This window comes from Ensifer sp. BR816 (genome assembly GCF_000378985.1).
Lineage (GTDB): Bacteria > Pseudomonadota > Alphaproteobacteria > Rhizobiales > Rhizobiaceae > Sinorhizobium.
Genome location: NZ_KB905370.1, coordinates 1813640 through 1833504, shown reverse-complemented (window position 1 = coordinate 1833504; position 19865 = coordinate 1813640). Strand labels below are relative to the sequence as shown.

At 63.8% G+C, this 19865-nt stretch carries 20 protein-coding genes; 10 read left to right on the top strand and 10 right to left on the bottom strand.

What is annotated here, in order from left to right:
- The first annotated feature begins 49 nt into the window (after positions 1–49).
- Positions 50–1342, top strand: coding sequence for an ActS/PrrB/RegB family redox-sensitive histidine kinase (locus tag RHIBR816_RS0108730; protein WP_018236153.1), 1293 nt, complete (start codon positions 50–52; stop codon positions 1340–1342).
- Between the two features lie 187 nt (positions 1343–1529).
- Positions 1530–2111 (top strand): ActR/PrrA/RegA family redox response regulator transcription factor, encoded by a 582-nt coding sequence (locus RHIBR816_RS0108725; protein ID WP_018236152.1) that lies wholly within the window; start codon positions 1530–1532, stop codon positions 2109–2111.
- Here RHIBR816_RS0108725 and RHIBR816_RS33805 read toward each other — a convergent pair whose 3' ends face one another.
- Positions 2112–2654, bottom strand: coding sequence for an MmcB family DNA repair protein (locus tag RHIBR816_RS33805; protein ID WP_018236151.1), 543 nt, complete (start codon positions 2652–2654; stop codon positions 2112–2114).
- Positions 2655–2934: 280 nt separating this feature from the next.
- Here RHIBR816_RS33805 and RHIBR816_RS0108715 point away from each other — a divergent pair, with 280 nt between their 5' ends.
- On the top strand, positions 2935–3609 hold the full coding sequence (locus tag RHIBR816_RS0108715; RefSeq protein ID WP_018236150.1) for a L,D-transpeptidase: 675 nt from the start codon (positions 2935–2937) through the stop codon (positions 3607–3609).
- Between the two features lie 60 nt (positions 3610–3669).
- Here the strand turns inward: RHIBR816_RS0108715 and RHIBR816_RS0108710 are convergent, their stop codons facing one another.
- From RHIBR816_RS0108710 to hslV, 7 genes are all read right to left on the bottom strand, one after another.
- Positions 3670–5844, bottom strand: a complete 2175-nt coding sequence (locus RHIBR816_RS0108710; protein ID WP_018236149.1) for a malate synthase G — start codon at positions 5842–5844, stop codon at positions 3670–3672.
- A 173-nt stretch (positions 5845–6017) separates the two neighbouring features.
- Positions 6018–8021, bottom strand: coding sequence for a hydantoinase/oxoprolinase N-terminal domain-containing protein (locus RHIBR816_RS0108705; RefSeq protein WP_018236148.1), 2004 nt, complete (start codon positions 8019–8021; stop codon positions 6018–6020).
- A gap of 352 nt (positions 8022–8373) precedes the next feature.
- The gene (locus RHIBR816_RS0108700) at positions 8374–9768 is read right to left on the bottom strand and encodes a cytochrome P450 (RefSeq protein WP_018236147.1); all 1395 of its coding nucleotides are present in this window, start codon (positions 9766–9768) and stop codon (positions 8374–8376) included.
- 96 nt (positions 9769–9864) lie between these two features.
- Complete coding sequence (locus RHIBR816_RS0108695) at positions 9865–10815, bottom strand: DUF1402 family protein (RefSeq protein WP_018236146.1); 951 nt, start codon at positions 10813–10815, stop codon at positions 9865–9867.
- A gap of 193 nt (positions 10816–11008) precedes the next feature.
- Positions 11009–12316, bottom strand: a complete 1308-nt coding sequence (gene hslU, locus RHIBR816_RS0108690) for an ATP-dependent protease ATPase subunit HslU (RefSeq protein ID WP_018236145.1) — start codon at positions 12314–12316, stop codon at positions 11009–11011.
- Positions 12313–12834: a GNAT family N-acetyltransferase gene (locus tag RHIBR816_RS0108685; RefSeq protein ID WP_018236144.1), complete on the bottom strand. Its 522-nt coding sequence runs from the start codon at positions 12832–12834 to the stop codon at positions 12313–12315. The genes hslU and RHIBR816_RS0108685 overlap by 4 nt, the downstream gene beginning before the upstream one ends.
- A complete protein-coding gene (gene hslV / locus RHIBR816_RS0108680) occupies positions 12824–13381 on the bottom strand; it encodes an ATP-dependent protease subunit HslV (protein ID WP_018236143.1) in 558 nt (185 codons plus the stop codon). Before hslV ends, RHIBR816_RS0108685 begins: the two co-directional genes overlap by 11 nt.
- 284 nt (positions 13382–13665) lie before the next feature.
- On the opposite strand from hslV, the gene hisB reads away from it, so the two are divergent.
- Genes hisB through coaA form a run of 7 tightly spaced genes read left to right on the top strand, consistent with a single transcriptional unit; the run spans position 13666 to position 18301 of the window.
- Complete coding sequence (hisB, locus tag RHIBR816_RS0108675; protein ID WP_018236142.1) at positions 13666–14274, top strand: imidazoleglycerol-phosphate dehydratase HisB; 609 nt, start codon at positions 13666–13668, stop codon at positions 14272–14274.
- A gap of 24 nt (positions 14275–14298) precedes the next feature.
- A complete protein-coding gene (locus tag RHIBR816_RS0108670; protein WP_018236141.1) occupies positions 14299–14775 on the top strand; it encodes a DUF2628 domain-containing protein in 477 nt (158 codons plus the stop codon).
- Positions 14775–15425: an imidazole glycerol phosphate synthase subunit HisH gene (hisH, locus tag RHIBR816_RS0108665; protein WP_018236140.1), complete on the top strand. Its 651-nt coding sequence runs from the start codon at positions 14775–14777 to the stop codon at positions 15423–15425. Before RHIBR816_RS0108670 ends, hisH begins: the two co-directional genes overlap by 1 nt.
- Before the next feature lie 28 nt (positions 15426–15453).
- A complete protein-coding gene (gene hisA, locus RHIBR816_RS0108660; RefSeq protein ID WP_018236139.1) occupies positions 15454–16191 on the top strand; it encodes a 1-(5-phosphoribosyl)-5-[(5-phosphoribosylamino)methylideneamino]imidazole-4-carboxamide isomerase in 738 nt (245 codons plus the stop codon).
- A gap of 4 nt (positions 16192–16195) precedes the next feature.
- Positions 16196–16972 (top strand): imidazole glycerol phosphate synthase subunit HisF, encoded by a 777-nt coding sequence (gene hisF, locus RHIBR816_RS0108655; RefSeq protein WP_018236138.1) that lies wholly within the window; start codon positions 16196–16198, stop codon positions 16970–16972.
- 13 nt (positions 16973–16985) lie between these two features.
- Positions 16986–17309, top strand: a complete 324-nt coding sequence (locus RHIBR816_RS0108650; RefSeq protein WP_018236137.1) for a phosphoribosyl-ATP diphosphatase — start codon at positions 16986–16988, stop codon at positions 17307–17309.
- On the top strand, positions 17306–18301 hold the full coding sequence (gene coaA / locus RHIBR816_RS0108645) for a type I pantothenate kinase (RefSeq protein WP_018236136.1): 996 nt from the start codon (positions 17306–17308) through the stop codon (positions 18299–18301). The genes RHIBR816_RS0108650 and coaA overlap by 4 nt, the downstream gene beginning before the upstream one ends.
- A gap of 192 nt (positions 18302–18493) precedes the next feature.
- Here coaA and RHIBR816_RS0108640 read toward each other — a convergent pair whose 3' ends face one another.
- The gene (locus tag RHIBR816_RS0108640) at positions 18494–19105 is read right to left on the bottom strand and encodes an alpha-ketoglutarate-dependent dioxygenase AlkB (RefSeq protein WP_026186780.1); all 612 of its coding nucleotides are present in this window, start codon (positions 19103–19105) and stop codon (positions 18494–18496) included.
- A gap of 231 nt (positions 19106–19336) precedes the next feature.
- On the bottom strand, positions 19337–19804 hold the full coding sequence (gene lysM / locus RHIBR816_RS0108635; RefSeq protein WP_018236134.1) for a peptidoglycan-binding protein LysM: 468 nt from the start codon (positions 19802–19804) through the stop codon (positions 19337–19339).
- Positions 19805–19865 lie beyond the last annotated feature (61 nt).

The window sequence follows — 19865 nt, the reverse complement described above, 5'->3', positions numbered from 1 at the left end:
AGACTCTGAGGGCGAGCACAACGGGCGCATGAGGGAACGGGCAGGCAGAATGGCGACAATGACACTCGACCACAACGAGCTCAACAGCAATCGCAGCCTGAGACTGCAGACGCTCGTGCGGCTGCGCTGGCTGGCGGTCGGCGGCCAGTCCGTGGCCGTGATCGTCACGGCACTATGGCTGCAGTTCCCCCTGCCGCTTGTTCCCTGCTCGGTGCTGATCGCCAGCCTGGCTCTCCTCAATGTCTTTCTCACCATCCGCTTCCCGCCGACGCATCGCCTGACGGCGGCGGCCGCCTTTGTGCTGCTCGGTCTCGATCTCGCCCAGCTGACGGCGCTGCTCTTCATCACCGGCGGGCTCGCCAATCCGTTCGCGCCGCTGCTTTGCGTGCCGGTGATCATCTCGTCGGCCTCGCAGCCAAAGCCGCACAGCGTTGTTCTTGCCGTCTTCGCGGTCATCGGCGTCACGGCGCTCGCCTTTTCTCCCTTTCCGCTGCCCTGGTATCCCGGAACGGTGCTGTTGATGCCGCGCGTGCTGACGGCGGGCATCTGGTTCGCGATCGTCTCGATGACGGCCTTTGCAGCCTTCTACACCTATCGCGTATCACTCGAGGCAAGCGAGCTTTCCGAGGCGCTGACGGCGACCGAACTGGTGCTCCAGCGGGAAAAGCACCTGTCGCAGCTCGATGGGCTGGCGGCTGCCGCCGCCCACGAACTCGGCACGCCGCTTGCGACCATCACCGTCGTCGCCAAGGAGATGGAGCGGGAGCTGGGCGACGACCCGCGCTTCGGCGAGGATGTGCATCTGCTTCGCAGCCAGAGCGAGCGCTGCCGCGACATTCTGAAACGCCTGACGACACTTTCCTCCGAAAGCGAGGAGCACATGCGGCTCTTGCCGCTTTCCTCGCTGATCGAGGAGGTGATGGCACCGCATCGCGAATTCGGCATCCAGATCAAGCTCATCGAGAAGGGCGACCGCGCCACCGAGCCGGTCGGCAACCGCAATGCCGGTATCCTCTACGGCCTCGGCAATCTTCTCGAAAATGCCGTCGATTATGCGCGCGAGGCGGTGACGGTCACGGTCGAGCACACGGCGGAGCGCGTCAAGGTGACGATCGAGGACGATGGCGACGGCTTTTCGCCGGATATCCTCGCGAGGATCGGCGAACCCTACGTCACCCGCAGGCAGAAGGAAGACAGCGCCGGCGGGCTGGGCCTCGGCCTCTTCATCGCCAAGACGCTTCTTGAGCGATCCGGTGCAAGGCTTCGTTTTGAAAACAGCCCCGGTGCCCGGGTCAGCGTCGAATGGCCGCGTGCGCTGATGGATACGAAGCTGGCGAAATGATTTTTGACAGTTTATTGAAGACTACTACAGCGCCGCGCGTCTTATCAGACGCGCAAAGGTTGCTGTAGCACTTTGAATCGCTGCATGTCTTTGTCCTTAAATCGAGCTCGATTTAAGGAGACATGCAGTAGAAAAACCCACATAGTTTCAGCGCAAACACCCAAGTTTTGGCTCCGGATTTACGAGAATGACCGAAAAATCGCCGGCCGCGCATGCCACCCCTCAAGATGCCGAACTGATCGGAGCGGATAAGACGCTGTTGATAGTCGACGACGACGGCCCGTTCCTGCGCCGCCTGGCGCGCGCCATGGAGGCACGCGGCTTCACCGTCGAGATCGCCGAATCCGTCGCCGAGGGCATCGCCAAGGCGAAGACGCACCCGCCGAAACACGCGGTTATCGATCTCAGACTCGGCGACGGCAGCGGGCTCGACGTGATCGAGGCGATCCGTGGCCGCCGCGACGACACAAGGATGATCGTACTGACCGGCTATGGCAACATCGCCACCGCGGTCAATGCGGTGAAGCTCGGGGCGCTCGACTATCTCGCCAAGCCGGCGGATGCAGACGAGATCTTTGCCGCCCTCGTACGGCGCCAGGGCGAACGCGTCGAACTGCCGGAAAACCCGATGTCGGCCGATCGGGTGCGCTGGGAACATATCCAGCGTGTCTATGAGATGTGCGAGCGCAACGTCTCGGAGACGGCGCGGCGGCTCAACATGCACCGCCGCACGCTGCAGCGGATCCTGGCAAAGCGGGCGCCGAAATAATCAATCTGCGTCGGTAGCCGCATCGCGCGCGCCGCCGACGATATCGCTGATCGATTGGCCGAGTTCTCCATTGCGCTCGGCCGCCCATTCGGCGAGCATCAGGCGCTGCGCCGCGGTGCGGGCGAAGGCCTGCGTCACCGATTTGCGCGTTGCCGGCGCCAGGCGATGCTCCGGCGCCTCCCGCAGCATATGCGCTTCGTAGCCGTCGGAGAGCAGTAGCCCGCATTCCTGCGGGAAGACGTCGAGCGGCACCTCGGCATGGGTGGCGAAGAACAGCCGGTCGCAATGGAGCCGATAGTCCGGCCACTTGCGATCGACGCGAAAGTCCTCGATCGACGTCTTGATCTCGACGATCCAGATCTCGCCTTTCGGCGAAATCGAGATCAGGTCGGCACGCCGGCCGCTGGCAAGCGTCAGTTCCGGCAGCACCGCGTGGCGCAATTCCATGAACAGCCGCTGCACGCCGCGGCGCACCTTCAGCGCCCGCTCGGACTGGCGCCCGTCGGCGAGCGGATTGTCGCCATGGATCGAAAGAATCGTCATCGTCCGGTTCCGGCCTTTCTAAAGCAAATCCAGGAAAAGTGTGTAACGGTTTTCCGTCCGGAATCGCGTAATTTCAAAGAGTTGGATCATTTCACCGTTTCAATGAAACGATGAAATGATCTAGGCCGACCTTGTTGCAAAAAAGCCATCGTCACGGAATTTGCACATTTCGGCCGAATTGCGGCCGCGCAATCTATTGCGCAGGGCACTGCAATCGCAAATAAGCTGGCGGCCGGGCACCCTCCCCCAATATTTCCTGATTCCCTTTTACGAGACCCCCATGCGCTTCCGCAACGCTCTCCTTTTGTGCAGTCTCGCAGCGACTGTCTTCGTCGCCGGCTGCTCGCAAACGACCTCCACCGCAGGCTCTGCTCCCGAGGGCCAGAAAGTAGCAACGAATCAGATCTTTACCGGCAATTACGGCGCCGTTGAGGACCACGGTTACGCCCTGCCCGCTATCCCGATCAAACGCGTCGACCAGCGCTTCCATCGCCAGATCGTCGACTACGACACCAAGGAGCGGCCGGGCACCATCGTCGTCAACACGCCGAATCGTTTCCTCTACTACGTCCTGCCTGGCGGCAAGGCCGTTCGCTACGGCATCGGCGTCGGCAAGTCCGGTTTTGCCTGGGAAGGCGAGGCCTATGTCGCCTGGAAGCAGGAATGGCCGACCTGGCATCCGCCGAAGGAAATGGCCGAGCGCAAGCCGGAAGTCGCCAAATATGTCGAAGAAGGCATGGGCCCCAGCATTACCAATCCGCTCGGTGCACGTGCGCTCTATCTCTTCAACGAGCAAGGCCGGGACACGCTCTTCCGCCTGCACGGCACGCCGGAATGGGCCTCGATCGGCACCGCCGCCTCGTCCGGCTGCATCCGCCTGATGAACCAGGACATCATCGACCTCTATTCGCGGGTTCGTCCGGGACGGAGTGCACGGGTCGTCGTGCAGCAGTAGCGGCTCCTGAAATTCGAGATGCGAAGGGCCGCCGGTCTATGCCGGCGGCCCTTCGTTTTTCTACTGTGCCGCCTGCTTCGCCTTCAGCTCCAACCGCCGGCGGTGCAGCACCGGTTCGGTATAGCCGTTCGGCTGTTCGCGTCCCTTCAGCACCAGATCCAGTGCCGCCTGGAAGGCGATCGATTCGTCGAAGCGGCCGGCCATCGGCGCGTAGTTCGGATCATCGGCATTCTGCCGGTCGACGATCGCGGCCATCCGCTTCAACGTCTCGACGATCTGCGCCTCGCTGACGATGCCATGGTGCAGCCAGTTGGCCATGTGCTGGGCGGAGATGCGCAGTGTCGCGCGGTCTTCCATCAGGCCGACATTGTTGATGTCGGGAACCTTCGAGCAGCCGACGCCCTGGTCGACCCAGCGCACGACATAGCCGAGGATGCCCTGGGCGTTGTTGTCGAGTTCGCGCTGGATCTCTTCCTCCGTCCAGTTCGGCCGCGCCGCGACCGGCACCGAAAGAATGTCGGCGAACCTGGCGCGCGGCCGGCTCTTGAGCCCCGCCTGGACTTCGGCGACATTGACGCGGTGGTAATGCGTCGCGTGCAGCGTCGCCGCCGTCGGCGAGGGAACCCAGGCGGTGTTGGCGCCCGCCTTCGGATGGGCGATCTTCTGCTCGAGCATCGCGGCCATCAGATCCGGCATCGCCCACATGCCCTTGCCGATCTGGGCGTGGCCGGAAAGCCCGCATTCGAGGCCGATATCGACGTTCCAGTTCTCATAAGCCGCGATCCAGGCCGCCTGCTTCATGTCGCCCTTGCGGATCATCGGGCCGGCTTCCATCGAGGTGTGGATTTCGTCGCCGGTGCGGTCGAGGAAACCGGTGTTGATGAAGACGACGCGATCGCGGGCGGCGCGGATGCATTCCTTGAGGTTGACGGTGGTGCGCCGTTCCTCATCCATGATGCCCATCTTGATGGTGTTGGCCGCAAGTCCAAGCGCCGCCTCGACCCGCGCGAAGATTTCGCAGGCGAAGGCGACTTCCTCGGGACCATGCATCTTCGGCTTGACCACATACATCGAGCCCGAGCGCGAGTTTGCCCGCCGGCCGCTCGGTCCGATGTCGTGGAGCGAAATCAACGCCGTCACCATCGCGTCCATCAGGCCTTCGGGCACCTCGCGGCCGTCGCGGTCGAGGATCGCCGGATTGGTCATCAGATGCCCGACATTGCGCACCAGCATCAGCGAGCGGCCCGGCAAGGTCAGCGTCGCGCCGCCCGGCCTGGTGAAGACGCGGTCGGCGTTCAGCTGTCGCGTGAACGTCCTGCCGCCCTTCGTCACCTCTTCCTCAAGGTCGCCCTTCATCAGCCCGAGCCAGTTGCGATAGACGAGGACCTTGTCCTCGGCATCGACCGCGGCAATGGAGTCCTCGCAATCCATGATCGCGGTGATCGCCGATTCGAGGATGACGTCGGAAATGCCGGCCGCGTCGGCCTGGCCGATCGGCGCCGTTGCATCGACGACGATCACGACGTGAAGGTTGTTCCGGGTGAGGACGACCTCGGAAGGCGCCGCGGCGCCGCCGGCGTAGCCGGCAAACTGAGCCGGATTGCGAAGCGCCGTCCTGGTGCCGTTCGTCAAGGTCAGCGAGAGAGAGGCACCGTCGATCGCGAGCGCGCCGACCTCGCTCCAGCGGCCTGTCGCGAGCGGCGCGCTCGCATCGAGAAAATCCCGTGCCCAGGCGATGACCCTGGCACCGCGCACCGGATTGTAGCTTCTGCCGCGCTCGGCTCCGTCCGCGTCGGCAATGGCGTCGGTGCCGTAAAGCGCGTCATAGAGAGAGCCCCAGCGCGCATTGGCAGCGTTCAGCGCATAGCGTGCATTCATCACCGGCACGACGAGCTGCGGGCCGGCAATGGTCGCGATCTCGGCATCGACATTGGCCGTCGACACGGAGAAATCCGGTCCTTCCGGCAGGAGATAGCCGATCTCTTTCAGGAAGGCCTGATAGCCGTCCAAGTCAACCGGCGCGCCATGCTGGCGATACCAGGCATCGATCTTCGCCTGAAGGTCGTCGCGTTTGGCGAGAAGGGCGCGGTTCTTCGGTGCGAGTTCGTGAACAAGCTGCGAGAAGGCGGATAAGAAGCGATCGCCATCGACGCCGGTGCCCGGTATCGCCTCGTCGACCAGGAAGCGGTGGAGGCCCGCATCGATCTTCAGATCATATTTCTCAACGCGGTCCATGCGGCAGCTCCTGAATCACTCTATGCCCGAGTCCAATAAATAGGAGCGGGATGCATGTGGAAAAGCAGATTCAGCCTCTCCCCATTCCGCTCACGCGCGCGGACAGTCTCTCATCAACGGGCTTCCTGTCAATTCGGCAAGGATGCGAAGAATTATTTCCAAATTGGAAAAAATCAGTGATGGGCAATGCGCGGCCTGCCGCTCGCCGTCGCGATGAAACGCGCCTCGACCAGCTTACGGCCGCCCTCGATCTCCGGCGCATCGATCTCTTCCCAAGCGGTCGCGGCGGGTTCCTCCGCGCCGTTGGCGCGGGCCGTCTCGAGCGCCATCGTCTCGGCGCGGCGGCGGGCGACCTGGAAGGCCTCCTCCTGCTCGATGAAGCGCTCGCTCGCGCCGGCGCCGTTGACGATGAAGATACCCTCCTCGGGTGTCGTCACGAAGACGGTGACGGTGGCGCGCACCTGGCCGACGACGGCGCCGACGGCATTGGCGACATCGGCCTCCGCCGGGATCGACGCTTCCGTCGCCAGCATTTCGGCGATCGCCGGGTAGTAGACGGGGGCCGAGGCGCCAAGGCCGACGAGCGGCCGGTCGAGGCCGAGCGAGAAGCGGACGATACCGGGCTCGCGCTTCAACGCCCGGTCGACGGCAAGCGAGGCCGCCGGATCGATGGCGCCGGCACCGTCCTCATGTAAACAGGCCTGGAGAATTACCTCCGAGGATTGCCGCGTCAGCCGGTCGACGATCATCCGCGCCAACATCTCGGCGGAGCCGGCGATCGGCTGGCCGGAGCCGTCCTTGGTCCGGGCGGCGATCTTGAGGCCGAGGCGGGCGGCCTCTGCATTCCACTGCGACTGCCTCCCGAGCACATGCATGGCATCGGACGGCGTCAGGCCGCAGATATGCACCAGCCCGCGGGCGACGAGCCGGTCGAGCGTCGCCTTCTGCGGCGTGCTGACGATCAGGTCGGCGAGCGCCAAGGGCACAGTGCCGATCTTGTCGTAGAGAGCCTGCTCCTGCGGCTGGAGACCGCTCGCCAGATGGTCGGGCAAGCCGGTGCGGACCGCAAGGCGGCCATCGTGGCGACCGGCATGGGTCGCCCGCAACTGCCTGTCGAGCACGGAAATGACCGCCTCGCCAAAGAGCGCCGCCGCAAGGCTCAAGGGCAGGAAGCGGCGCGGACCGAGGTCGATCTTCGCCTTGAGCCCCCGGTCATTGATCTTCACCTCCGAATCGCCGCCGAGGCCATAGGTGCGCATGGCGACCGCCTCGACCATGGTGCGGAAGCCGCCGACGACGGCGCCGTCCGCATCGAGCCGCGGGCGGCCGGCATCGAGAACGGCGACATCCGTCGTCGTGCCGCCGATGTCGGAGACGACGGCGTTTTCGAGCCCGGTCAGATAGCGCGCGCCGACGAGGCTGGCGGCCGGCCCGGAGAGGATCGTCTCGATCGGCCGCAGACGCGCCTCGGCGGCCGAGATCAGCGCGCCGTCGCCGCGCACCACCATCATCGGCACATCGATGCCGCGGGCCTTCAGGAAGTCTTCGCAGGAGCCGACCAGCCGGTCGATCATCGAAACCAGCCGGGCATTGAGAAGCGTCGTCAGCGCGCGGCGCGGACCGCCGAGCTTGGAAGAGAGTTCATGACTGCAGGTGACCGGCAGATGCGAGACTTCACGGATGCGCTCGCGCACCCGCTTCTCATGGTCAGGGTTGCGCACGGCGAAATAGCCGGCGATCGCGAAGGACGATACCTGGGTGGCGAGCGTCGGCAGCGCCTCGTCGAGTGCGCGCATGTCGAGCGGCGTCTCACCGCCGTGGACGTTGTGACCGCCCGGAAGGAAGATTACCGGATCCGACCCGAGCGCCTCCTGCAGACCATCGCGCTTCAGGTCTTCGGGTCCGAAGCCGATCATCACCAGCCCGGCGCGGCCGCCCTGCCCCTCGACGAGCGCATTGGTGGCGAGCGTCGTCGACAGCGAGACGAGGCTGATGGCGGAGACCGGGACCTGCGCCTTTTCCAGGACGGCTTCCACCGCCCCCGATATGCCCTCGGCAAGGTCGTGCCGCGTCGTCAGCGCCTTGGCCTTGGCGACGACACCCGCCGCTTCGCTGAAAAGCACGGCGTCCGTATAGGTGCCGCCGGTGTCGATGCCGAGAAGAAGATGCGAGGTCAAGGTCTGCTCTGTCCAGTATGGAGGATCGGAAGAAACGCGAAGGGATTGCCCGTTGATAGGCCATATTTGCGGGAAAGACCATCGCGTGACGGCGACCTTCGCGTGCCTGGACAGGTCCGATAGCTCCGGCGGATGTGGATACCCCCCTCTGCCCTGCCGGGCATCTCCCCCACAAGGAGGGAGATTGGCAAGCGGCGATGTCTCGTGCCACCATACTGCTGAGCGTCGACCAAATTAGCGAGTTCGGCACTCGCGAGCTCCCTGTCGGGCAACTTCTGTGCGTCTGGCCAATCTCCACCCTTGTGGAGGAGATGCCCGGCAGGGCAGAGGGGGGTATCCCGGAGGCACTACTTCACCGCACCGACACCTTCATCGGCAAGCCGCCTTTCGGCTGGGTCGTCAGCCTCTGCACCGGCCAGGGATGGGTCGCCTCGGTCAGGTCGAAGCGGAAGCGGTGCATCAGGACGGCAAGGGCGATCACCGCCTCCTGCAAGGCGAAGGTCGCGCCAATGCAGATGCGCGGGCCGGCGCCGAAGGGGAGATACTGGAAGCGGTTGACCTTATCGCGGTTTTCCGGAAGAAAACGCTCGGGCATGAAGGCGCGCGGCTTGTGCCAGTAGAGGACATGGCGATGCAGAGTCCAGGGCATGATCAGCACCGATATGCCCTTGCGGATCGGCACGCGTTCGCCTTCCGGCGAGGTCCACTCGTCCGCCTCGATCGCGGCACGGTTGATCGAGGGGGCCGGCGGATAGAGGCGCAGCGCCTCCTCGAAGGCGGCAAGCACATGCGGCATCCGTTCGAGCCATTCGACCGGCTCGGCGCCGGTTGCCAGGACCGTGTCGATCTCCTTTTCCATCGTCTCGCGATAGGCCGGCATGTTGGCGATGCAATAGAGGCACCAGGCGAGCGCCCGGGCCGTCGTCTCGTGGCCGGCGCCGATGAAGGTCAGGATATTGTCCTCGATCTCGGACGTCGAAAGCCCCTCGGGCCCTTCGAGCTGCAGGAGCAGCGTCAGGAAATCGTTCGGAACCTTGCCGGGCTCGGCCCCCATGCGCCGCCGGCGCTCTGCCATCGTCGCGGCGACGACGCCGCGAAAGCGATCGAGAACCTTCCGGCCACCGATCCGGGTGAGGCGCGGCACCCATGGAGGCGCCACGAGAAGATCCATCGGGTCGACGCGACCCATCCGCTGCAGCAGTTCCTCGACATTGGCGGCAAAACCCTCCTTCTCGACGGCGATCTCGCCGGAGAAGAGCGTCTCGGCGAGGATCTCGAAGGTGAGCTCCGTCATGTCGACGGCGACATTGGTGACGAACGGCTCGGAAGCGGTGCGCTCGTAGCGCCCGACGAAATGCTCCGAGACACGCAGCATCTGGCCGGCAAAGCCTTTCGCGTGGCGGGGCGTGAAGACCGGCGCCATCGCCTTGCGCGACCGTTTCCACACCTCGCCTTCCGCCGTCAGAAGACCGTCGCGAAGAATCGGGCGGAGGATCAGCCGCCGGACATTCGACATTTCGTAGTTGGAAGCATTCTCGACGAGAATGTAGCGGATCAGACCGGGATCGTTGACGATCAAGGTGCGCTGGTTGATGAACTTCGTCTCGATCCAGGGGAGCGTATAGGAGGGCTCGCCCCAGAGCTCGAGCGGGTTGCGCAGGACGGTGCGGATAATCTCAAGCCGCGAAGGGATATGGGAGCGCGGGACGGGCGCGGGCGGCTCGAACGGCTCCGGTCGCGTGTCCATGTCGATGCCTTTCCTGATTGCCTACCGTTTCAGTTTTTTACGGCGCAATCAAGAAGATGATTCACGTGAAGCACGATCGGAAATGAGCGCTGGCGCCTAAAGCAAGGCTTCGAGCTCGGCGAGCTTGTCGTTGACCAGCCAGCCGTAATAATTTTCCTCCGGCCAGTGGGCTTCGCCGCCGGCATTCTTCGCTGCAAGGGCCGAGGCGCGCTGGTCCGGGTTGCCGACATTATAGAGTGTCGCCGTCAGGCCGGGATTGTGGGAAATGTCGAGGCCGGCGATTGAGCGATAGGCGTCGATCGAATGGCGGATCGAAGCGGCCATATAGGCAAGCGAGACGTCCGGATCCATGATCGCTTCGTAGACGGCGCCGGCATTGTTCTCGTCGAGGCGGGGATAGCCAGAAACGCGCGACACCATGTCCGAGAGCATCAGGGCCGTCAGCGGATTCATCTGGCCGAGACCGAAGGTCTGGCCGGCGAAGAAGGGCTGGAAAAAGACGGCGCTGAAGCGATTGTTCGGGAAGGCCTGGCCGCCGACCGTGCGGCCACGAAACTCGCTGTCCCAGACTCGCTCGCGGCAGCTCCAGAGGGCGTAGGAGCTCTTCTTGGCGGCGCAGTCGGCAAATTGCGGTCGCTCGACGAATTCGGCGACGGACTCGCCTTCATAACCGAAGTGGAAGCTGTTGCCGGCATAGGCGGCTGCCTTGACGTAATAGGCCTGCAGCCGGTCATAGGCGTCGACATTGTAGGTGTGCTCGCCGACGATGGCGCCGATCATGTGGACCGGTGCGATGCCATAGGCGGCGGCGGTCGACTTGATCTTCGCAACGAGCTCACGGTCGTTGGCGAGCAGTTCGCGCACCTTCTCATATTTCGCGTCGAAGGATGTCCGGCCGGCCTTCGTGCGGCGAACGGAAGCGCCGGGGACGTTCGGCTGCTCGGCATGACGATTGCCCTCCGGAACCAGGCGGATCTCGGCCGCAGCGGATTGGGCCGCTGCGAGCCAAAGCGTGAGAACGGCAAAGAGGCAAGCGGTAAGACGCACGATCTGTATTTCCTGTGAAACTTGCGGACCCGATTCGTCCGGGCGCGGCCCCTAGGGCAGAATCATGTCGGAATGATGCCCTGTCTACATCCGCTTCAGATCGCTCTAGATAAAAAGGGGACGCCTGTCGAGTGACAGGCGCCCCACATCTCGGTGATCGGCGGCATTTTCGCGTGCGACTGCAGCGCCAGTGTCACAGAATGTAGCGCGACAGGTCGGTGTTGGCGGCAAGATCGCCGACATGCTTGCGGACATAGTCGGCGTCGATCATCACCGTGTCGCCGCCGCGATCCGGCGCATGGAAGGAAATGTCGTCGAGGACGCGTTCCATCACCGTCTGCAGCCGGCGGGCGCCGATATTCTCGACATTGGCATTCAGCTGCACGGCGACTTCCGCGAGCGCGTCGATCGCATCCTCGGTGAAGTCGAGCACCACACCTTCCGTCTCGAGCAGTGCCTTGTACTGGCGGATGAGGCTTGCCTCCGTCTCGGTCAGGATGCGGCGGAAGTCTTCCTTGGTGAGTGCCCGCAATTCGACCCGGATCGGCAGGCGGCCCTGCAGCTCGGGCAGGAGATCGGACGGCTTCGACACATGGAAGGCGCCGGAGGCGATGAAGAGAATGTGATCCGTCTTCACCGGCCCGTATTTCGTCGCGACCGTCGTGCCCTCGACAAGCGGCAACAGGTCGCGTTGGACGCCCTCGCGCGAAACGCCGGCACCGATGCCGCCGTCGCGTGCGGCAATCTTGTCGATCTCGTCGAGGAAGACGATGCCGTCGTTTTCCGCCGCCGCCACCGCCTCGCGCTGGATCTGCTCGTTGTCGAGCAGCTTGTCGGATTCGTCGTTGACCAGGAGCTGGTAGGAATCCTTGACCGTCGTCTTGATCTTCTTCGTCCTGCCGCCCAGCGCCTTGCCGAACATTTCCGACAGGTTCAAGACGCCGATATTGGCGCCCGGCATGCCCGGGATCTCGAAGCCGCCGGGAGCTCCGCTTTCGGCGACGTCGATCTCGATCTCCTTGTCGTCCAGCTCGTTGGCCCTCAGCTTCTTGCGGAAGGAATCGCGCGTCGCCGGCGATGCCGTCGTGCCGACCAGCGCGTCGAGCACGCGCTCTTCGGCGTTCTGATGGGCCTTTGCCTTGACGTCGGCGCGCTTCTTTTCGCGCACCAGCGTGATGCCGACCTCGACGAGGTCACGGACGATCTGCTCGACGTCGCGGCCGACATAGCCGACCTCGGTGAATTTGGTGGCTTCCACTTTGACGAAGGGCGCGCCGGCAAGCTTGGCGAGACGGCGGGAAATCTCCGTCTTGCCGACGCCGGTCGGGCCGATCATCAGGATGTTCTTCGGCATGACTTCGTCGCGCAGCTCGTCGCTTAGCTGCTGCCGGCGCCAGCGGTTGCGCAATGCGATCGCGACGGCGCGTTTCGCGTCCTTCTGGCCGATGATGAAGCGGTCGAGCTCGGATACGATCTCTCTGGGTGAAAAATAGTTGCTCATGAATTCCTCTCAAACTCGGTTCGCGTCAGCTCCATGAGGAGGGTGCGACCGGACTCGTCTATCCATTCGGCGAAGGGCACGAAGCCGGCCTTCGCATAGGCTCTGACCGCTCGACGGTTGCCGGCATCCGGATCGATCACGATGCGGGCGGCACCCCGTTCAAACAGCCTTCCGGCAAAGGCCTTCAGCGCCAGGGCCGCGACGCCCTTGCCGGTCATTTCCGGCGGCCCGATGAAGATATCGACACCGGGCGTGTCGGACGACAGATCCTTCGCCCAGGGTTCCTCGTCATATTGCGAGGGAATCCAGGACTGTATGTAGCCGGCCGGTTCGCCGCGGAGATGAAAGATGAAACCGTCGACCTCACCGGTGAGGCATCCGTCGCGAATCAGCCCCAGTTCGATATCCGGGTCACCCCACCATTGCCGGACATGCGGCTCCGAGAGCCAGGCAAGCAGCATCGGCAGATGGCGATCGGCCACCGGCTCGAAGCTGACATCTGCCCGGTCAGTCGGCATCCAGCGTCTCCATGACGACATTGTGGTTGGTATAGACACAGATATCGCCGGCGATCTGCAGGGCGCGCCGGGCGATCTCTTCGGCCGACTTGTCGCTGTCCATCAGGGCGCGCGCCGCCGCATAGGCAAAGTTCCCGCCGGAACCGATGGCGATCGTTCCGTGCTCCGGCTCGAGCACGTCGCCATTGCCGGTGATCGCCAGCGTCACGGATCGGTCGGCGACCAGCATCATCGCCTCGAGATTGCGCAGATATTTATTGGTGCGCCAATCCTTGGCGAGTTCGACGGCAGCCCGCATCAACTGGTCGGGATATTGCTCGAGCTTCGCCTCGAGCCGCTCCAAAAGCGTGAAGGCGTCCGCCGTCGCGCCGGCAAAGCCGGCGATCACGTCGCCCTTCGAGAGGCGCCGGACCTTGCGCGCATTGCCCTTCATCACCGTCTGGCCGAGGCTCACCTGGCCATCGCCTGCCATCACCACCTTGCCGCCCTTGCGCACCGTGATGATGGTGGTGGCGTGCATCGTTCCGTAGGGATTGTGTTCGCTCATGAAAATACCTGTCAGCCCCGGAGGCGAGGCGTTGCGGCTCAAGAAGAACCTAGTTGCTTGAGGCCTATGTAAGTCGGCTCTGCGCGATTGCAAATGGGCAGGAGAAATCACCGGCAGCCACTCCTTTTGATGCGGATCGCACCTGCTGCCGGCGCCGATCGAATCTCCGTCGCAGTTCTGGATATTTCGCGCCCCGCCTGATATGGAGCGGCTCTGGAACGGACCAGCGCGGCGGAAGGCGCTGCCGCCGGCTCCGATCTATCGAGTGCAGACAGGAGAGCCTGATGGCAGACGTGACGCTGAGCCGTAGCGGCCAGGTTTCGCGAAAGACGAATGAAACGGCCGTATCCGTTTCCGTCAATATCGACGGCACGGGCGTCTCGAAGATTGCGACCGGCGTCGGCTTCTTCGATCACATGCTCGACCAGCTGGCGCGCCATTCGCTGATCGACATGGAGATCAAGACGGAGGGCGATCTGCATGTCGACGACCACCACACCGTCGAAGACACCGGCATTGCCATCGGCCAGGCGATCGCCAAGGCGCTCGGCGATCGCCGCGGCATCACCCGCTACGCCTCGCTCGACCTCGCCATGGACGAGACGATGACGCGCGCCGCCGTCGACGTTTCCGGCCGGCCGTTTCTCGTCTGGAACGTGACCTTCACCTCGCCGAAGATCGGCACCTTCGACACCGAGCTGGTGCGCGAATTCTTCCAGGCGCTCGCCCAGCATGCCGGCATCACGCTGCATGTTCAGAACATCTACGGCGCCAACAACCATCATATCGCCGAGACCTGCTTCAAATCCGTCGCCCGCGTGCTGCGCACGGCAACTGAAATCGACCCGCGCCAGGCTGGACGCGTCCCCTCGACGAAGGGCACGCTCGCCTGAGGCGGCCAAGACTGGCTGAAGACCATGGCCTCCTATCTGATCATGACTCCGCCCGGCGCTGCCGCCGACGACGAAAGGGCGCGGTTCATCGCCGACGGCTTTTCCTGGACCGCCTTCTTCTTCCCGGCGCTCTGGCTGATGGCCAAGCGCGCCTGGCTCCTCGGAATCGCCGTTGCCGTTTTGCAAATCCTGTTAATCCTTCTGACGAACGTGCCGGGCGGATTTATCGCCGCGCTGATCATGCAGCTCGCCCTCAGTCTGCTCGTATCGCTCGAAGGCCCACTTTTCATCGCCCGGACGCTTGCGGCGCGGGATTGGACGCTGCGGTCGATCATTCCGGCCCGCAACATCGAGACGGCTGAGGAGATCTACTTCTCGGACACGACAGCGACGGATCAGCACAAAAGCGCAACGCCGTTGCAGTCGATTGATTGGTCCAAGACGACTCGGCCGGAAAGTGCCGCCGGACTCGGCTTCTTTGAATCCTATGGAGAGCGCTGATGCGGGTCGCCATCATTGACTACGGCTCGGGCAACCTGCGCTCGGCCACGAAAGCCTTCGAGCGGGCGGCGCGCGAAGCCGGCATCGCCGCCGAAATCGACCTGACCGACAAGCCGGAACGGGTGGCCTCGGCCGACCGGATCGTGCTGCCGGGTGTCGGCGCCTATGCCGATTGCCGCCGCGGCCTCGCCGCCGTCGCCGGCATGGAAGAGGCGCTCGCACAAGTCGTCGAGAAGGAAGGACGCCCTTTCCTCGGCATTTGCGTCGGCATGCAGCTGATGTCCTCGCGTGGCCTGGAGAAGACGGTGACAAGAGGCTTCGGCTGGATTCCGGGCGATGTCGTGGAGATGATACCCGAGGACGCGTCGCTGAAGATCCCGCAGATCGGCTGGAACACGCTGAGGCTCAACCGGCCGCACGCGCTGTTCGAAGGCATTTCGACAGGAGAAAAGGGTCTGCACGCTTATTTCGTGCATTCCTATCACCTCGCCGCCGCGAACCCGGAACACGTCATCGCAGAGACGGAGTATGGCGGCCCCGTGACCGCCTTCGTCGCAAGCAATAACAAGGCCGGCGCGCAGTTCCATCCGGAAAAGAGCCAGACGCTCGGCCTTGCGCTCATCTCGAATTTCCTCAGTTGGAAGCCGTAAGGCTCCCGCGACCCGATCGGACGAACACATGATTCTCTTTCCCGCGATCGACCTCAAGGACGGCCAGTGTGTGCGGCTGAAGCTTGGCGACATGGACCAGGCGACCGTCTACAATCCTGATCCGGCTGCCCAGGCCCGCGCCTTCGAGGAACAGGGCTTCGAATGGCTGCATGTCGTCGACCTGAACGGCGCCTTTGCCGGCGAGACGGTGAACGGTGCAGCGGTCGACGCCATTCTCAAGGCGACCAGGAACCCGGTGCAGCTCGGCGGCGGCATCCGCACGCTCGGGCATATCGAGAGCTGGCTTTCGCGCGGGCTGAAGCGCGTCATCCTCGGCACCGTCGCGGTGCGCGATCCGGCGCTGGTGATCGAGGCCTGCCGCAGGTTCCCCGGCCGGGTGGCGGTCGGCATCGATGCCAAGGGCGGCAAGGTGGCGGTCGAGGGCTGGGCGGAAGCCTCCGAACTCGGCGTGATCGAGCTTGCGAAGAAATTCGAGGGCGCCGGCGTTTCGGCGATCATCTATACCGACATCGACCGCGACGGAATCCTGACCGGCATCAACTGGGAGTCGACCCTGGAACTCGCCAACGTAGTTTCCATCCCGGTCATCGCCTCCGGCGGCCTCGCCTCGATGGACGACATCCGCCGGCTAACGGCACCCGATGCCGCAAGGCTCGAAGGGGCGATCTCCGGCCGGGCACTGTATGACGGGCGGATCGATCCGAAGGAAGCGCTGGGCTTGATCCGCGCCGCGCGAAAGGCATGAACCGATGACCCTCAAGGCCCGCGTAATCCCCTGCCTCGACGTCAAGGACGGCCGCGTCGTCAAGGGCGTCAATTTCGTCGATCTCATCGATGCCGGCGATCCGGTGGAGGCGGCAAAGGCCTATGACGCCGCCGGCGCCGACGAGCTCTGCTTCCTCGACATCACCGCCTCGTCGGACAATCGCGAGACGATCTTCGACGTCGTCGCCCGCACCGCCGAACAGTGCTTCATGCCGCTGACCGTCGGCGGCGGCGTGCGCCAGGTGTCCGATATCCGCAAGCTGCTCTTGGCCGGCGCCGACAAGGTGTCGATCAACACGGCCGCCGTGAAGAACCCGGACTTCGTCGCCGAGGCGGCCGACAAGTTCGGCAACCAGTGCATCGTCGTCGCCATCGACGCGAAGAAGGTCTCGGCCGCGGGCGAAACAGATCGCTGGGAGATCTTCACCCATGGCGGGCGCCAGCCGACCGGTATCGACGCGATCGAGTTCGCGCGGAAGGTAGTCGACCTCGGGGCCGGCGAAATTCTGCTGACCTCGATGGACCGCGACGGCACCAAAAGCGGCTACGACATCGCGCTGACGCGCGCCATCGCCGACGCGGTGCGGGCGCCGGTCATCGCGTCGGGCGGCGTCGGAACGCTCGACCACATGGTGGAAGGCATCCGCGACGGCCATGCGACGGCAGTGCTTGCGGCTTCCATCTTCCACTTCGGCACCTACAACATCGGCGAGGCGAAGCGCTACATGGCGGAGCGCGGCATCGCCATGCGGCTCGACTGACGGAGTTCATCCCATGACCGAGTTCACTCTCTCAGACCTCGAACAGATCGTCGCAACCCGTGCCAAGGCGGCCCCGGAAGACTCCTGGACGGCCAAGCTGGTTGCGGCCGGGCAGCCGAAGGCGGCGAAGAAACTCGGCGAGGAGGCGGTCGAAACAGTCATCGCGGCGGTCAGTGGCGACCGCAAGAATCTGATCGATGAGAGCGCCGATCTCCTCTATCATCTTATGGTCGTATTGAATGTCGCCGCCATCCCGTTGCAGGATGTGATGAGCGAACTGGCCAGGCGAACGAGCCAATCGGGCCTGCAGGAGAAGGCGAACCGGCAGAATCCATGAGCATCGCCGCGAAAGACATCGAACCGGGCGACGTTCCGGGCAATCTCACGGGGGGCGAGTTTTCCCCCTATCACGTCTTTTCCGCCGATGAGTGGTCGCGCTTTCGCGCCGACACGCCGCTGACGCTGACCGCCGAGGAAGTGAAGCGGCTGCGCTCGCTCAACGACCCGGTCGATCTCGGCGAGGTTCGGCGCATCTACCTGTCGCTGTCGCGGCTTCTGTCCGCCCATGTGGAAGCGTCGCAGATCCTCTTCCAGCAGCGCAAGCGCTTCCTGAGCATGTCGGACGAGACGAAGACGCCTTACGTCATCGGCATCGCCGGATCCGTCGCCGTCGGCAAGTCGACGACGGCCCGCATTCTCGCCGAACTCTTGGCGCGCTGGCCCTCGAGCCCGAAGGTCGATCTCATCACGACGGATGGCTTCCTCTACCCCAATGCGATCCTGCAGCGGGAAAACATGATGGATCGCAAGGGCTTCCCGGAGAGCTACGACATCGGCGCGCTGCTGCGCTTCCTCTCGGCGATCAAGGCCGGCCGGCCGAATGTCAAGGCACCGACCTATTCGCACCTGACCTATGACGTCATTCCCGACCAGTTCCAGGTCATCGACCGGCCGGACATCCTGATCTTCGAGGGGATCAACGTCTTGCAGTCACGCGACCTGCCGGCCGACGGCAAGATCGTCCCGATGGTCTCGGACTTCTTCGATTTCTCGATCTATATCGACGCCGAGGAAAGCCTCATCCACAACTGGTATGTGAGCCGCTTCATGCGGCTGCGCGAGACGGCCTTCCAGAACCCGCAATCCTTCTTCCATCGCTATTCGACGATCAGCGAGGACGCCGCGCGGGCGATCGCCGAGGGCCTCTGGCATAACATCAACCTGAAGAACCTGCATCAGAACATCCAGCCGACCCGGCCGCGCGCCGACCTCATCCTGCAGAAGGGCCCCAATCACCTGACACAGACGGTGGCGCTGAGGAAGCTCTAAACAGTCACGACGGGTGGAAATAGCACCCCTCCCCAACCCCTCCCCACAAGGGGGAGGGACTTTTGGTGCCCGCTGCGCCGGAGTGCCATTCATCAAGCCCGCCGCTACGACCACGAGAAGGCTGCGAGGGTGCGGCAGGTTAAATCCCTCCCCCTTGTGGGGAGGGGTTGGGGAGGGGTCTTGTCGAAAGCTCTACGGATTCACCCGGCGCAAAGTCAGATTGAGCCGGCCGCCGTTCTTCAGAAGCGTCGACGTGTTCGGGTAGATGCGGTCGACGCCGTGAAAGGCAAGCCGCCCCTCGCCGCCGAGCACCACGACGTCGCCGCTTTCAAGCTTGAACGACACGGTCTGGCCGCCGCGCGTCCGTCCGCCGACGCGGAAGAGGCAGGTATCGCCGAGCGAGATCGATACGACGGCCGTTTCGAGGTCGCGCTCGTCCCGGTCCTGATGCAACCCCATGCGGGCGTCGGCGGAATAGAAGTTGACGAGACAGGCCTCGGGCCGCTTGTCGCTCGCCGAAACCACCTGCCAGATCTCCATGAGACCATCGGGGATCGGCGGCCACGGCCTGCCGGTGATCGGATGCTCCGGCTGGTAGCGATAGCCGCGCTCGCGATCGGTGACCCAACCGAGGGCCCCGCAATTTGTCATTCGCACCGACATCGGCTTGCCGGTCTTCGGCATTTCCGGGACGTAGAGCGGCGCCGCGGCGACCACGTCGCGGATGGCGCCGACAAGCTCCTCCTGGCGCGACCGGTCGAGAAAACCGGGAATATGCCTCACGCCTTTCGGCAGCACCTGCATGGCCGGCACCCTGTCGTTCGATGGCAATCACCGGCGTCTTTCCGCGGCGGAAGCAGCTGCCGCAGAAAGGCCCTAGATCATTTCATCGTTTCATTGAAACGGTGAAATGATCCCACTCTTTGAAATTACGCAATTCCGGACGGAAAACCGTTACACACTTTTCCTGGATTTGCTCTGACCACCGAGATGTAGCCTTGGCCCGTGCCGAATGCGACCCGAAAAACGCTTCGCTCAGCCGAGTTCCGGGATGCGCAGCACCTGGCCGGGATATATCTTGTCCGGATGCGTGAGCATCGGCTTGTTCGCCTCGAAGATCACCGTGTTCTTGGCGCCCTTGCCCTTGCCATAGTGTGCCTCGGCGATCTTCCAGAGGTTGTCGCCCTTTTTCACCGTATAGAGAACCGGGGCCTTTGCCGGCGCCGGCGCGGCGCCGCCGGCGGCCACCTGCAGTTCGGAGGCTTCGACCGCGGATATGCCGAGCGTATTGCCGACAGCGACCACCGCCTTCTCGAAAACCGACTGGTCCTTGACGACACCCTTGAGCACCACCTTGTCGTCGACGACTTCGACCTTGACGTCCTTGGTGCCGAGATCGTGCGATGCGAGTTCCTTTTCGACGGTCGCCGTATCCGGCGGGGTATCGTCGTCGCCGATACCGAGCTTCTTGCCGGCGTTCTTGATGAAGCTGAACAAACCCATCCTAGCCTCCCTTCGCAGCATATCCCGGTAAGAAAGGGCGTATCCGTAAAAAGGCAAGGCA